A 12,609-nucleotide genomic window follows, 5' to 3' on the forward strand; every position below is an offset into this window, starting at 1 on the left:
AAACGCGACGCAAGCTATTGGTTNATATCGGCCCCGTCCCCATCCTGCCCGAGGTCCTCGCTTTCGCAAGGATGACAGCATGATAGAAGCGGGAGCCTTGCTTTCGAGCCGGAAGGCACACCGGAAACGTGACGCAAGCCGTTGGTTTATATCAATTTTCTGTCATCCTTACGAAAGCGAGGACCTCAGGACGAGAACTCTCCCCGGCCCCTATCAATCTCCATGAACCGAAGGGTGCCCGATATCGGCCCCGTCCCCATCCTGCCTGAGGTCCTCGCTTTCGCAAGGATGACAGCATGATAGAAGCGGGAGCCTCGCTTTCGAGCCGGAAGGCACACAGGAAACGCGACGCAAGCTATTGGTTTATATCAATTTCCTGTCATCCTGGCGAAGGCCAGGACCTCAGGACGAGAAATCGCATCGGCCCCTATCATTCTCCCCGAACCGCGGGGCGCCCGATAGCACCCGCACACCCACCCTGCCCGAGGTCCTGGCCTGCGCCAGGATGACGGGTGAGTGATAGGAGCGGGAGTGTCATCCGGCAGCGTCGAGAAGGTTCGATGTGAGCGGGCGCGTCATCCTGCGGCCCTCGGGAAGGCGCGACAAAACGGCCCCCACCCCGCAGCCCCGCCCCCCCGCGCCCTACTTCAGCGTCTCCATCAACAGGCGCGCGGTTTCCGCCGACGACTGCGGGTTCTGCCCGGTGACGAGCAGATCGTCCCGCACGGCGTAGGAGCCCCAGTCACGGCCCTTCGAATAGAGCCCGCCCAGCGACTTCAGCTCATCCTCCACCAGGAAGGGCACCACGTCGGTGAGGCCGACTGCCGCCTCCTCGGTGTTGGAAAAGCCGGTCACCTTCCTGCCCTCGACCAGCGGACGGCCGGCGGCGGTCTTGGCGCGACGGAGGGCGCCCGGCGCGTGGCAGACCAGCCCCACCGGCTTGCGGGCGGCAAGGAAGCTCTCGATCAGCGCGATCGACGTCCTGTCCTCGGAGAGATCCCAGAGCGGACCATGCCCGCCGGGATAGAAGACGGTGTCGAAATCGGCCTCCGTCACGTCGCGGAGCGGCACGGTGTTCGCCAGCGCGGCCTTCGCCTCGGCATCGGCTTCGAAGCGCCGCGTCGTGTCGGTCTGCGAGTCAGGCTCGCTGCTGCGCGGGTCGAGCGGCGGCTGGCCACCCTTGGGCGAGGCCAACGTGATCTCGGCGCCCGCCTCCTTGAAGGCATAATAGGGGGCGGCCAGCTCCTCCAGCCAGAAGCCGGTCTTGTGACCGGTGTCGCCGAGTTGGTCGTGCGAGGTCAAAACCATCAGAACCTTCATCGTCGCCTCCATGCGTGTTGAGGGCGGCCAACGCCCATTACCGGGCGCCGCACTCCCTCACACAGATGGTGTCGCCAACGCGATCCGGTACCGTCAGGGATGAAAATGGGGGAATGGGGGCGGTTGCCAAGGCGCGCCACCCCGCCCCCCCGACGCACAAAAGCGGGGCGATCGCTCGCCCCGCCCTGCTTCAGCGCCGTGCCTCGATCACTGTCCGAGGCCGATCTGCTTCATGAAGTCCTGGTTGTCCCAGAACAGGTATTCCTCGTCCATCACGCCGGCCTTGGTCCAGTGGCCGATCGTCGCCATGGACAGCTTGAACGACTTGCCGGTGGGCGGAATGGTCTTGCCGCCGCCGATGGGCATCGGCTCGGTGAAGGTGCCTTCCATCACGCCGACCACGCCGGTCCACTCGCCCTTGCCGAACTTCACCGGGTGCTGCTCGATCCGCGTGTCGGGCGCGAAGACGAACATCGGCTTCAGCGCCTCGATGTGGTCGTGCAGGCCCTTGGTGGTCGTGCCGTCCGGATAGTGCACCAGGATGTCCTTGGCGTGGCTCTCGCCGAGGCGGTCCCACTTCTGGTGGGTATAGACGTCGAAATCCAGCGTGTCGAAGGTGTCGAGGTTCTTGGCGACGGTGGCCTCGTCCTGCTGGTAGCGGGAGAGTTCCTCCACAAGCGCCGGCACCGGCTTGGCGGCTTCGGCGGCAACGGCGGCCGAGGCACCGGCGGCGATGGCGAGAGTGGAAACGGCGATGGCGATGAGCCTGGTCATGATGAAACGTCCTGAAGCGTGTGCGTGAGATGAGACAGAGAGGAGAGTGAGTTTCACCCGGCGACCGGCAGCCAGATCGGCGTGACGGAGGTCCCAAGCCCGGCGCCATAGCCGAGATAGATGTTGAGACCGGCCAGCGCCTCGAGATAGCGGGCGTTCCTGAGGCCGCCGACGTCGACCACGCCGAAGCCCATCGACCGAGCCAGATCGGCCGCCACGGCCTTGGCCTCGGCGCTGTCGGAGGCGAGGAAGGCCGGCACGTCGTGACCGCCCGCCGCCTTGCCATTGCCCGCCAGCACCTGGGCGAACACGGTGTTGAAGCCCTTCACCAGCGAAATGCCCGGCACGGCCTTGGCGATTTCCTCGGCGGCCGAGGTGGTGTGGCCGATGGTCAGGCCCATGTAGTCGGCCGTCAGCGGGTTGGTGATGTCGATCACCACGCGGCCCGTGATGTCGCCCAGCGCCTTCAGCGCGCCGACTGCGGCATCAAAGGGCATGGCCAGCACGATGACGTCGGCCTTGGCCGCCTCGGCGGCGCTCGCCGCCTTGGCGCCGACGGCCTGCGCCACCTCGCCCGCCTTGGCGGCGTCGCGTCCGTAGAGGGTGACGGCGTGGCCGGCCTTGACCAGACGGGCGGCAAAGCCGCGACCCATGTTGCCGGTGCCGATGACGGATACGTTCATGATGATCTCCTGTTGGGTTTGATGTCCGCGTCGCCGTGGCGGCGTTGATTGATACCTAGCCCATGCCGAATGATTGAAAAATCGGCCAGAATGAAAGATATTGTTACGAGAAACGCAAAGATTGGATAGCCATGGACATCATCAGGGGCATGGAGGCTTTCGTGGCGCTGGCAACCGCCGGCAGCTTCGTCGCGGCCGCCGACAAGCTGGGCACGTCGACGGCGGCGGTGTCGCGGCAGATCGCGGCGCTGGAGACGCACCTCGGCGCGCGTCTGGTTCACCGGACCACGCGGCGCCTGTCGCTCACCGAGGCGGGGTCGCAGTTCCTGGAGCGGGCCGAGCAGATCCTCGCCGACCTCGTCGAGGCGGAAGCGGTGGTCGGCCGCGAGGCGGCGAACCCGGTCGGCCTCCTGCGCGTCAGCGCGCCGCTCTCCTTCGGCATTTCGGTGCTCGGCGCGCTGCTGCCGGAGTTTCGCCGCCGCTTTCCCGACCTCCGGCTCGACATCGACCTCAGCGACCGCGTCGTCGACCTCGCCCACGATGGCGTCGATGTGGCGATCCGCATCGCCCAGGCGCCGAGCCCCAACCTGATCGCCCGGCGCATCGCGCCCATCCCCATCGTCACCTGCGCCTCGCCCGCCTATCTCGCCGCGCACGGCCACCCCACCCACCCGAGCGACCTGTCGGCCCACGAAACGCTGAGCTATTCCTACCTCTCCAGCGGCGACACCTGGACCTTCCGCACCGCCGCCGGCGACACCGCCGCCGTGCGCGTCCGCTCCAACGTCCACGCCACCAACGGCGACCTGCTGCGCCGCCTCGCCGTCGAGGGCGGCGGCGTCATCGTCCAGCCGGGCTTCATCGTCGAGGACGACATCGCCGCCGGCCGCCTCGTCCAGGTGCTGCCCGACTGGTCGCTCGGCACCTTCGGCCTCTACGCCGTCTACCTCAGCCGACGCCACCTGTCGGCCAAGGCCAGGGTGTTCATCGACTATCTCGTGGAAGCCCTGGGAAAGGAGCGCCACCCAGCGAACGCGCCCGCGCGGAGGTAGGCGGAAAGCTCAAGCGCGCAACGTGGGCGGGTGGCGTGCGGACGCGGAACAAACTTGAGGTACGCGGGCTTTCTGATATGTCTTTGCATATCAATCTTAGCACTTTGATATGCAAAGGCAGATCGCACCTTGACCTACGAGACCGAGCGGATCATCGCCGAGCTCAAACAGGCCCGGGAAGCCAAGGGGCTCAGCCAGCGGGAGTTGGCGCGGCTGTCCGGCGTGCCGCAATCGCACATATCCAAGATCGAAGCGAACGCCGTCGACCTCAGGGCGTCCAGCCTCGTCACCCTCGCCCACGCCCTCGGCCTCGAACTGATGCTCGTTCCGCTGAAGGCCGTGCCCGCCGCGCGCTCCATCGCGCGTGGCCTGACGGTAGCCGAGCTAGCCAGCCGCCCCGCCTACAGCATCGACGACGAGGACGAGGACGCCTGATGTCAACGTCCGCGACACCATAGACGCTTGTTGGGCACGTTGCCGATTGCTGGAGCGACACAAGGGTAAAGCGGGTGTCTCCGCCGCTGCCGCGGGGGTATATTCGGAACTCATTGCGAGCCGGTCGTCACAAGGCAGATGGATGTAAGCCATGTTGCTCAGCTTCACGGATCTCCTTAGAAAAGCGGGCCTCGCGCCTGAGAGTGTTCGGCTGCTACGGCACCAGACCAGATCGCCGGCCGGTCGCTCGCCCTATCATCTGTGGCGAGACCGTCGACACGATCAGCCAGACCTGTTCGCCGACTATCAAAGCGTTCAGACCGTCGGCAATCGCTCCAAGCTGATGGCTCCACTCTGGGCGAGCTTTGTCGCACCGCCTACCGGCGGCACGCTGTTCGCCGGCATTTACGCGGCCGAGCGCGTCGGAACGGTCGATCCGAGATGGATCGATCCTCTTTATGGCGTACCCGTTGCCGATCGAACCCAAGACGTGCTGGACCGCTACAGAACGCAGATGACGGCCCACCTGAGTGAGTATATCGGCCGCCTCTGGATCGAGTGGGGAAGCGGTGCCCGCTCCTGGATTCAACGGCCGGACGCCCAGGACAAGGCGATCGTCGAGCTGACGCAGGCGTTTCACGAAGATCCATTTCCCGGCTATGCGCACTTCAGGTCAAATGTATCCGAACTGGAAGGGCTGCCGCGCACGTGGACATCGGCTCTCCAAGCGGCCCGCGGGGTCTACCTGCTCGTCTCGGTCAAAACGAGGGAGCAATATGTTGGATCGGCGACGGGAGCGGATGGCTTCCTCGGCCGGTGGAAGGCCTATTCCGAGGACGGTCATGGCGGCAACATCGGCCTGAAGAGTGCCGAGCCGGGCGATTATGAGGTCAGCATCCTTGAGGTCAGCGGGTCGGCTGCCTCGCAGGTAGAGATCATCGCTGCTGAGCAAGTTTGGAAGGAGAAGCTCAAGAGCCGCGAGATGGGGCTCAATCGGAACTGAGCTTTCGCCGAGAGGCTCGTAGAAGCTGCGCCGCACCCTTCCCCCTTCGCAAGGACACCCATGACGCTCTCCCCCGCCCTCTCCGCCGCCGTCGCCCACTGGGCACTTGCCTCACCGGCCTTCGTCACCGAGACGGCCACCAGCGTCCTTTACCGGGTCGATCACGCCGACCACGGGCCGGCAGCGCTGAAGCTCTTGAAGCCGGGGGCCGGCGACGACGAGGCGCAGGGGGGCGCGATGCTGGCGTGGTATGGCGGGCATGGCGCGGCGAGGGTGTTCGGCCTTGCGCCGGACGCGGTGCTGATGGAGTGGCTGCCCGGCGAGACGCTGGGCGACGTCGCCCGCGCCGGCCGCGACGATGCCGCCACCCTCCTCCTCGCCGAGGCGGTCGAACGGCTGCATGCCCGGCGCGACGCGCCGCCGCCCGAGCTGACGCCGCTCCGCCGACGCTTCGCCTCGCTGTTCCGGCTCGGCCCCGACGCCTGGCCGGAGAAGGCGCGCCCGCTCGCCGCGCGGGCCACCGCCATCGCGCAAGACCTTCTCGACGCCGATGCACCGGCCCAGCCGCTGCACGGCGACATCCACCACGACAACATCCTGCGCTCGGGCGACGGCTGGGTGGCAATCGACCCCAAGGGCCTGATCGGCGACCCGGCCTACGACTATGCCAACAGCTTCCAGAACCCCGAGCAGGCCGACGCGCTGGTGCTCGACGCGGCCCGCGTCGCCCGCCACGCCACGGCGCTCGCTGGGCGCACCGGCCTGCCCCGCCGCCACCTCCTCGCCTGGGCCGTCGCCCACACCGCCCTGAGCGGCGCCTGGAACATCGAGGACGGCACCCCCTTCGCCCATCAGGTGGCCATGCTGCCCCTGCTGCTGGCGGACTACGAGGCGGGATGAGGAAAGACGGCGGCGTGAAAGACCCTCGGCGGCCTCTTGCTGCGCGACGGATGCGATGACCTAAGGGCGAGCCTTGCGGAGCGAGCGATGGGCGTCAGGAACTATCTGATCGAAGGCGTTTCCGGGGCGGGCAAGACCTCGGTCGCCACCGAGCTGGCGCGGCGCGGCTACCATGTCGTCCACGGCGACCGCGAGCTGGCCTATCGGGACGACCCCAACACTGGCGAACCGCTCGACGGAGGGAATGACGCAGATGCCGCCTTCCGCCACGCGCACCACCTCTGGCGCGTCGACAAGGTCGCGGCGCTGGTGGCCGACAGGAGCCGCCCGGTCACCTTCTTCTGCGGCGGCTCGCGGAACGTCAGTCGGTTCATCGGCCTCTTCGACGGCGTCTTCGTCCTCGATGTCGATGCGGACACCCTGAGGGCGCGCCTTGCCGGCCGGCCCGCCGACGAGTTCGGCGGAACGCCGGAGGAATGGGACTTGATCCTGCGGCTCCACGCCACGAGCGAGGATCTTCCGCCGAACGCCACCATCATCGACGCCACCGCGCCGCTCGCCTCCGTCGTCGACGACATCCTCAAGCGGTGCGGCGAGGCCGGTTAGGCGGCGCCCTTCTCCCGGATCGGGAACAACAGGTCGAGCTGCAAGTCGTCCATCCGGCCGCCCTTGCGGACGAAGGTGTAGAAGTTCAGCGTCTCCTCGAACCCCTGCCCGGCCGCCGTTTCCGGCGACACCCAGCGCGGCGCGTCCCAGTCGTTGGCGTATCGGTCGCTGGCGTCGACCCACTCCTTGAGCAGGCTCCAGTCCTGGAAGTCCCACGACCGCAGCACGTGCGCGGCATAGAGCCCGCCGTCGAACCTCCGCCGGACCAGCGGCGCCGGCACTGTCATCTCCTCGGGCACGGACACCCACACCTCATAGACGCGCGATGGCTCGCCGACCTTGGCCTCGCCCTTCGAACAGTCGAAGCCGAAGCTGCGCGCGTCGGGCTTGATCGCCAGCAGGCCGCTGTCGGCGACGAACCGCGTGATCATGTCGAGCGCCTTGCCCTCGCAGCCCTCGCCCGAGGCATAGGCGGCCGCCACCGTCATCGGCGGCAGATGGACGATCCGCACGTCCCTGTCCTCTAGCTTGCCGAAGCGCTCGCCCGCTGCCGTCACCTCTCCCATCGCCTCATCCCCCTGATTTCAAACCGGATTACCGGCATGAACGACCCCTACCACGCACGCGCCACGGTCCTGTCATCAGTGGAAAGCGGTATCGGCGGGAGGGGTGATGAGGCCGTTTTGTTGAAGACCATGGCCGCTATAGGACGACGGTCCGACACCCGATATCCGTCGCCTGTCCCATCCTGCCCGAGATCCTCTGCCTCCGCAGAGGAGGACAGCCCTATATGGCCGACACATACCCATCACGCCGTCATCCCACGCGACAGCGGGGATCAAGCTTCCATCGCAGTAACCAACGGTTGAAATTGGCTGGACACGTCTGTTGCAACGGCTGGGCAGCGTTATAATGGAAAAGCCAGAATGGCACTGACGAACTCGCTTGGAGTGGCACTCTCGCCGCTCCCCTCAGTTCAGCCGAAGGTGAAGAGTGCCTGAGATCGAGCCTCTTATGTTCCCGTTGGAGTTTCATCTTACCGAGATTCCCCTGTCGCTTCAGGCCCGAGGCCCATCGAAAGACCGATGGAAGGAGATCGTTCGCAATGCTGCGCGACAACGGGCGGAAGAGCTCGTCGAGCTGGTATGGCTTGAGGATGCGCCATTGGCAGTGACGATCTATTATTTTCCAACTGCCCCATGGACGGCGATGTCGATAACATCGTCAAACCAATTCTCGACGCTATGATTGGCGCCACGTATGTTGACGACAAATCGATTGAGAGGGTTGTTGCGCAAAAGTTTGAACCCGACATCGACTGGTCTTTCGCCGAGCCGTCAGAGCAGCTCTCCGCTGCACTTGACGCGATCTACGCTTCAGAAGAACAGGCACCTGTTGTATATATCCGCATCGATAACGATCTGAGCTGGAGGAGGCTCTAGTGACTTCAACTGCTCAATCCCAGTCGATGGACAGCGAAACCCAGCTCCTTGCAGGCTTGAAGGCCCGGTATCTCGCCGAAGGCTTCACGTTTGAGATTCAACCGGACACGAGACATCTGCCTCCGTTTCTCGGAACCTATGCGCCCGACGCTGTCGCGCGAAAGCAAGGACTCAATGTTGCCATTGAAGTGCGCCAACGACGAACCCCGGTGACTGAGCTGAAATTGAAAGAGATCCGGAGGCTTTTCGAAGGCCATCCGGACTGGCAATTTGTTGTTGCATACGCAGGGGATGACCCCACCAAATCGCTGACAATAACAGCATCTCCGATAGCGGAGATTCGCAAGCGGCTTGATGATGTTCGAGCGCTTGAGGCAAAAGGGGAGCTGCGCTCGGCGTTTATTTTTGGCTGGTCGTTGCTTGAAGCGTCTTTACAGAATATTGAGAATTCTGCCGGCGCGCGCCCCCGAACACCAGGAACGGTGATCCAGACATTGACAATGCTTGGATACATCGATCCTGAGGTCGAGCCGAGAGTGAGGTCTCTAGTTATGCTGCGTAATCGGTTGGTCCACGGCGATCTTACAGCCGAGCCTTCAGTCTCAGACGTCAAGCTCATTCTAGACGTCGTTGAGAAGACTCTATCGCACGCTACATCTTAAAGTGGCAGTTATCACCCATCATTCTCAACTATTGATAGTTTTGATGCCATCTTCGGGCGTAGTGACGTTCTCGACATAGCCTTTGAAGGTGTTGTCACTATCGGGCCTCCCACGCCTCTTGCGAACCCGCCGTGGCGGATGTTCCGGAACAAATGCCGGCATTTGCGGTTGGTATTTTCCGGCTTGGCGCCGTCGGCTCGTCCGACCGCCAATTCCACCCTCGAACCCAAGGAGCGTGGAATGGCCAGCGGCAAGGGCGACAGCAAGCATTTCGGCAAGGGATCGCAGGGCAAGGGCGACGGCACCGGCGCCATGACCGAGCTCGACAAGGATCTGGTGGGCGACAACGACATCCTGTCGAACCGCGACAAGCAGCAGCACTCCAAGGAGCGCGGCCAGGATGGCAACGCCATCAAGACCGACCTGGAGCAGGACCACGCCGCCAATCGCCTGCCGCCGGAGGCATGATCCGCCTTACAGGCGTTCCGCGTCCGTCAGATTCCGCCCGAGCGGTCGAAACCAGACGGAAACGGCATTACTTCACCGCCACCCAGATCATGTGCCGCGCGCCGCGCTTCTTGCCGGCGCGCGTCGGCACCTCGGTCACCGCGAAGCCCGCCCTTTTCAGGCGGCGGGTGAACGCCGGATCGGGCAGCGACGACCACACCGTGAAGACGCCGCCGGGCTTCAGCGCCTGCCAGGTGGCGTCGAGGCCGGCGGCGTAATAAAGCGCGTCGTTGCCTTGCTTTGCCATCGCCTCAGGGCCGTTGTCGACATCGAGCAGAATGGCGTCCCAGCTGTTGGCGGCGGAGCGGATCACCACGCCGACATCCTCCACGCGCACGGAGACGCGCGGATCTTCGAGACAACCGGCGAACACCTCGGCCATCGGCCCGCGCGCCCACTCCACCACCGCCGGCACCAGTTCGGCCACGGTGACGCGCGCGCTGTCGTCGAGCGCCTTCAGCGCCGCGCGCAGCGTGAACCCCATGCCGAGGCCGCCGATCAGCATTTTGATATCCGGTTTTCCTTCAAGCGCGGCGCAGGCCAGCGTCGCCAGCGCCTCCTCCGAGCCGGAGAGGCGGGAATTCATCAGCGTGTTGGTGCCGATCATGATGGAGAATTCGCCGCCGCGCTGCATCAGCCTCAGCTCGGTGCCATCTTCAGTCTTTGCGGCGCCAAGCCTTACCCAGGGAAGCATGAGAAATACCCGCTATTGGAAAAACGCGGCGCACCCTACACGACGGAGCGCCGAACGGACAGGGCTGGAAATCCGAGTGTCGCCAATGGAAAGTGGCGCCCTATATCGGCGTTGCGTTCCATTCTGCCTGAGGTCCTCGCTTTCGCAAGGATGACAGCATTATATATAGTGATGACAGCCGGTTAGGTGGAGGACGTTTCTCAGCGCACTGCCATTCGCAACGCTTAGCGCTCATGCGGTATCACGCCGCATGGCGAGCACTCCAGCTGTTTCCCCTTTCTATCAAGTTGTCATCCTTGCGAAAGCGAGGACCTCAGGCAGAACGGAACGCAACGCCGATATCGGTCTCCCATCAGCCGCTCGCAGGCGAGTCCGAAGCGCCCCTAGAACAACTCGTCCAGCATCAGGTGGAACTGCAGCTTGCGCCGGTCCGGGCTGGCGATGCCGTAGGCGCGGAATAGCCGCCGCTGCATGGCCGGGCCGAACTCGTGCAGGCAGTTCCAGAGGATGGCGAGGTCCTGATAGCGGTCGGCGATGCCGGCCCGGCCGACGTCGATGCAGCCGACCACGGCGTGGCCCTCGACGATCAGGTTGTCGAGCGAGAAGTCGCCATGGGCCACCACCGGGTCGGGGGCGAGCGGCAGCAGGTCCTTGAGCTCGTTCCACACCGCCTCGGCCGTCCAGCCCCGCCGTTCCTCGTCGAAATCGTCGACGTCGACGAGGCCAGCATCGATGCGGGCGCGGGCGATGGCAAGGCGGTGGGCGTGATCGCCGGTGAAGGGGCAGGCCTCCACGGGTATGGCATGCATCCGGCGCAGGAAGGCGGCGAGCGCGTCGACCACGGCCGGGCGTCCCGCCGGGTCGGAGGCCAGCACCTGATAGGCCGTCCGACCGGGAATCGCCGTGGTCAGCAGCCACGCCTCGTCGGCGGTGCAGTCGAAGCGCACGAGGCGCGGCACCGGCAGGCGGCCGGCAAGCCAGCGCAACCGCGCCATCTCCTCGGTGATGGCGTCGGCCACCGCGTCGCGGCCGTGCTTGAGGTAGAGATCCGGCGCGCCGGGCTTGCCGTGGAGGCGATAGACGGAGGCGCCCGCTTCGCCGATGGTGTCGCGCGCCCAGGCATAGCCGACCACGTCGGGCGCCATGCCGGAGGGAACGGCCGGCGCCGCGCAAAGTTCTTCCCGATCGGTATCGATCATCTCGCTTCCAGTGGAGATCGCCCGCGGACGGGGACTGCGCGCCGTCGAATGACGGTCGGCGCTTTCGCCCCGCCGCCCCGTCAGTCCGGCTTGTAGCCGGGCTTCTTGTAAAGCCGATCCATCTGCGGCCCGATCTCGGTGCGGTAGACGGCGGCGGTCCAGTCGGCGGCCGGCACATCCTCGATGGCGACGGAAACGGAGCTGTCCTGGCAGCCGGCGCCATCCATGATGGCCCGGGTCACCAGCTCGGTCAGCCGCTGCTTCTGCTCTTCGCTCCGTCCCTCGATCATCTTGATGACGACATGCGGCATGGCTCTCTCCCTGGGACTCGGCGCAACGGCGCGACCGTTCGCGCCATATTGCCCCGTTCGGCCGCGCCATTCCATATGAAAGACCGCGATCGGAGCGTCACGGCAAATTCGCCGAGCCGGATCAGACGGATGCCCGAGGCCTCGGCGAAGCCCATGCCCTGGCGCCTCGTCCGGCCTACACCCAGCCGCACCCCTTCGCCCCCGCCCTCACCCTTCGCCGAGCGTCTTGCTCATGTTGATGCCGGTGACGCGGAAGCCGCTGACCTCGTAGACGTGCCGGGCGCGGTCGTTGTCGCCGGCCACCCTGAGCTTGATCTGGGTGAAGCCGCCGGCCCTGAGATCGCTTTCGAGGAGCGCCATCGCCCGTTTGCCGAGGCCCTGCCCCTGATGGGCGGCGAGGATGTGGAAGTCGGCGATGAACACCGACCGCAAGGCCATGTCCGGCTTGTACCAGAGATAGCCGACCAGCGTTTCATCCGGCCCGGAGAGATCGACGATGGAGAGCAGAACCTGCCCGGCGGTGGCGACGCCGTCCGGCAGCCCCGCCTCGATCTCCCCCTTGGCTTGCGTCAGGGCGGCGGCGTCGGAGAGCCGGTAGTTGGCGGCGATCTCGGCCGCGTAGTCGGGAATGAAATAGTCGAGATAGGCGGGAAACTCGTCATCCCGCATCGGCCGCAAGGCAATCACCGGTTCGATCCTGTCGCAACGCCGGCACGCCTCGGGCGGCCCGGACTTCCAGCACCGGGCATAGCCGCTTTTTCCCTTGGAGGGGAGGGTCTGGAGTATCCGTGTTGATCAAGCGTTTTTTGGTGCCCATGTCCTGCCTGCCTTGAGCAGTGCGTTTGCGAGGACGACGAGCTTTCGCATGATAGCAGTCAAAGCGACTTTAGCTGGTTTTCCTGCTGCGATGAGGTGTTGGTATTTGGCTTTGAGGTCGGGGTTGAAGCGTGCGGCCACGAGAGCAGGCATAAAGAGTGCTCGGCGTACGCTGGATCGTCCGCCGCGAATGAAGGCGCGGCCG

17 protein-coding genes are annotated in these 12,609 nt (G+C 65.2%); 8 read left to right on the forward strand and 9 right to left on the reverse strand.

What is annotated here, in order from left to right; translation table 11 throughout:
* Window positions 1-642: 642 nt before the first annotated feature.
* The 3 genes from QQZ18_RS05845 to QQZ18_RS05855 all read right to left on the reverse strand — a co-directional run bounded on the left by QQZ18_RS05845 (window position 643) and on the right by QQZ18_RS05855 (window position 2,876).
* Window positions 643-1,320: a type 1 glutamine amidotransferase domain-containing protein gene (locus QQZ18_RS05845; RefSeq protein ID WP_284539015.1), complete on the reverse strand. Its 678-nt coding sequence runs from the start codon at window positions 1,318-1,320 to the stop codon at window positions 643-645.
* Window positions 1,321-1,527: 207 nt separating this feature from the next.
* Window positions 1,528-2,094 (reverse strand): ester cyclase, encoded by a 567-nt coding sequence (locus tag QQZ18_RS05850; RefSeq protein WP_284539017.1) that lies wholly within the window; start codon window positions 2,092-2,094, stop codon window positions 1,528-1,530.
* A gap of 53 nt (window positions 2,095-2,147) precedes the next feature.
* A complete protein-coding gene (locus QQZ18_RS05855; protein WP_342398911.1) occupies window positions 2,148-2,876 on the reverse strand; it encodes an NADPH-dependent F420 reductase in 729 nt (242 codons plus the stop codon).
* Between the two features lie 32 nt (window positions 2,877-2,908).
* Here QQZ18_RS05855 and QQZ18_RS05860 point away from each other — a divergent pair, with 32 nt between their 5' ends.
* The 5 genes from QQZ18_RS05860 to QQZ18_RS05880 all read left to right on the forward strand — a co-directional run bounded on the left by QQZ18_RS05860 (window position 2,909) and on the right by QQZ18_RS05880 (window position 6,773).
* Window positions 2,909-3,829: a LysR family transcriptional regulator gene (locus tag QQZ18_RS05860; RefSeq protein ID WP_284539021.1), complete on the forward strand. Its 921-nt coding sequence runs from the start codon at window positions 2,909-2,911 to the stop codon at window positions 3,827-3,829.
* A gap of 129 nt (window positions 3,830-3,958) precedes the next feature.
* Window positions 3,959-4,264, forward strand: coding sequence for a helix-turn-helix domain-containing protein (locus QQZ18_RS05865; protein WP_284539023.1), 306 nt, complete (start codon window positions 3,959-3,961; stop codon window positions 4,262-4,264).
* 151 nt (window positions 4,265-4,415) lie between these two features.
* Window positions 4,416-5,267, forward strand: a complete 852-nt coding sequence (locus QQZ18_RS05870; RefSeq protein WP_284539025.1) for a GIY-YIG nuclease family protein — start codon at window positions 4,416-4,418, stop codon at window positions 5,265-5,267.
* 60 nt (window positions 5,268-5,327) lie between these two features.
* Window positions 5,328-6,167, forward strand: a complete 840-nt coding sequence (locus QQZ18_RS05875) for an aminoglycoside phosphotransferase family protein (RefSeq protein ID WP_284539026.1) — start codon at window positions 5,328-5,330, stop codon at window positions 6,165-6,167.
* Between the two features lie 87 nt (window positions 6,168-6,254).
* Window positions 6,255-6,773 (forward strand): nucleoside kinase, encoded by a 519-nt coding sequence (locus tag QQZ18_RS05880; RefSeq protein WP_284539028.1) that lies wholly within the window; start codon window positions 6,255-6,257, stop codon window positions 6,771-6,773.
* Here the strand turns inward: QQZ18_RS05880 and QQZ18_RS05885 are convergent.
* Entirely contained in the window at window positions 6,770-7,339 is a 570-nt protein-coding gene (locus tag QQZ18_RS05885) for an effector binding domain-containing protein (protein ID WP_284539031.1), read from the reverse strand. The genes QQZ18_RS05880 and QQZ18_RS05885 overlap by 4 nt on opposite strands.
* 633 nt (window positions 7,340-7,972) lie before the next feature.
* Between QQZ18_RS05885 and QQZ18_RS05890 the strand changes: the two genes are divergently transcribed.
* The 3 genes from QQZ18_RS05890 to QQZ18_RS05900 all read left to right on the forward strand — a co-directional run bounded on the left by QQZ18_RS05890 (window position 7,973) and on the right by QQZ18_RS05900 (window position 9,345).
* Entirely contained in the window at window positions 7,973-8,215 is a 243-nt protein-coding gene (locus QQZ18_RS05890; protein ID WP_284539033.1) for a RusA family crossover junction endodeoxyribonuclease, read from the forward strand.
* Window positions 8,215-8,877 (forward strand): hypothetical protein, encoded by a 663-nt coding sequence (locus QQZ18_RS05895; RefSeq protein WP_284539036.1) that lies wholly within the window; start codon window positions 8,215-8,217, stop codon window positions 8,875-8,877. Before QQZ18_RS05890 ends, QQZ18_RS05895 begins: the two co-directional genes overlap by 1 nt.
* Before the next feature lie 240 nt (window positions 8,878-9,117).
* Entirely contained in the window at window positions 9,118-9,345 is a 228-nt protein-coding gene (locus tag QQZ18_RS05900) for a hypothetical protein (RefSeq protein WP_284539038.1), read from the forward strand.
* Between the two features lie 67 nt (window positions 9,346-9,412).
* On the opposite strand, the gene QQZ18_RS05905 is transcribed toward QQZ18_RS05900, so the two are convergent.
* The 5 genes from QQZ18_RS05905 to QQZ18_RS05925 all read right to left on the reverse strand — a co-directional run.
* A complete protein-coding gene (locus tag QQZ18_RS05905; RefSeq protein WP_284539040.1) occupies window positions 9,413-10,078 on the reverse strand; it encodes a spermidine synthase in 666 nt (221 codons plus the stop codon).
* 383 nt (window positions 10,079-10,461) lie between these two features.
* Window positions 10,462-11,277, reverse strand: coding sequence for an APH(3')-I family aminoglycoside O-phosphotransferase (locus QQZ18_RS05910; RefSeq protein ID WP_284539042.1), 816 nt, complete (start codon window positions 11,275-11,277; stop codon window positions 10,462-10,464).
* 80 nt (window positions 11,278-11,357) lie between these two features.
* Entirely contained in the window at window positions 11,358-11,588 is a 231-nt protein-coding gene (locus QQZ18_RS05915) for a tautomerase family protein (RefSeq protein ID WP_284539044.1), read from the reverse strand.
* A gap of 207 nt (window positions 11,589-11,795) precedes the next feature.
* Entirely contained in the window at window positions 11,796-12,275 is a 480-nt protein-coding gene (locus tag QQZ18_RS05920; protein WP_284539046.1) for a GNAT family N-acetyltransferase, read from the reverse strand.
* Window positions 12,276-12,383: 108 nt separating this feature from the next.
* A partial coding sequence (locus tag QQZ18_RS05925) for a transposase (RefSeq protein ID WP_284539048.1) occupies window positions 12,384-12,609 on the reverse strand: 226 nt, incomplete at its 5' end.

Origin of the sequence: Pleomorphomonas sp. T1.2MG-36 (assembly GCF_950100655.1) — a bacterium.
Taxonomy (GTDB): Bacteria; Pseudomonadota; Alphaproteobacteria; order Rhizobiales; family Pleomorphomonadaceae; genus Pleomorphomonas.

What these genes read in the sequence shown, in the direction of transcription:
- QQZ18_RS05885 (WP_284539031.1), bottom strand. Translation starts at nt 7,339, where the DNA reads ATGGGAGAGGTGACGGCAGCGGGCGAGCGCTTCGGCAAGCTAGAGGAC.
- QQZ18_RS05880 (WP_284539028.1), top strand. Translation starts at nt 6,255, where the DNA reads ATGGGCGTCAGGAACTATCTGATCGAAGGCGTTTCCGGGGCGGGCAAG.
- QQZ18_RS05905 (WP_284539040.1), bottom strand. Translation starts at nt 10,078, where the DNA reads ATGCTTCCCTGGGTAAGGCTTGGCGCCGCAAAGACTGAAGATGGCACC.
- QQZ18_RS05910 (WP_284539042.1), bottom strand. Translation starts at nt 11,277, where the DNA reads ATGATCGATACCGATCGGGAAGAACTTTGCGCGGCGCCGGCCGTTCCC.
- QQZ18_RS05890 (WP_284539033.1), top strand. Translation starts at nt 7,973, where the DNA reads ATGGACGGCGATGTCGATAACATCGTCAAACCAATTCTCGACGCTATG.
- QQZ18_RS05875 (WP_284539026.1), top strand. Translation starts at nt 5,328, where the DNA reads ATGACGCTCTCCCCCGCCCTCTCCGCCGCCGTCGCCCACTGGGCACTT.
- QQZ18_RS05915 (WP_284539044.1), bottom strand. Translation starts at nt 11,588, where the DNA reads ATGCCGCATGTCGTCATCAAGATGATCGAGGGACGGAGCGAAGAGCAG.
- QQZ18_RS05845 (WP_284539015.1), bottom strand. Translation starts at nt 1,320, where the DNA reads ATGAAGGTTCTGATGGTTTTGACCTCGCACGACCAACTCGGCGACACC.
- QQZ18_RS05850 (WP_284539017.1), bottom strand. Translation starts at nt 2,094, where the DNA reads ATGACCAGGCTCATCGCCATCGCCGTTTCCACTCTCGCCATCGCCGCC.
- QQZ18_RS05900 (WP_284539038.1), top strand. Translation starts at nt 9,118, where the DNA reads ATGGCCAGCGGCAAGGGCGACAGCAAGCATTTCGGCAAGGGATCGCAG.
- QQZ18_RS05870 (WP_284539025.1), top strand. Translation starts at nt 4,416, where the DNA reads ATGTTGCTCAGCTTCACGGATCTCCTTAGAAAAGCGGGCCTCGCGCCT.
- QQZ18_RS05860 (WP_284539021.1), top strand. Translation starts at nt 2,909, where the DNA reads ATGGACATCATCAGGGGCATGGAGGCTTTCGTGGCGCTGGCAACCGCC.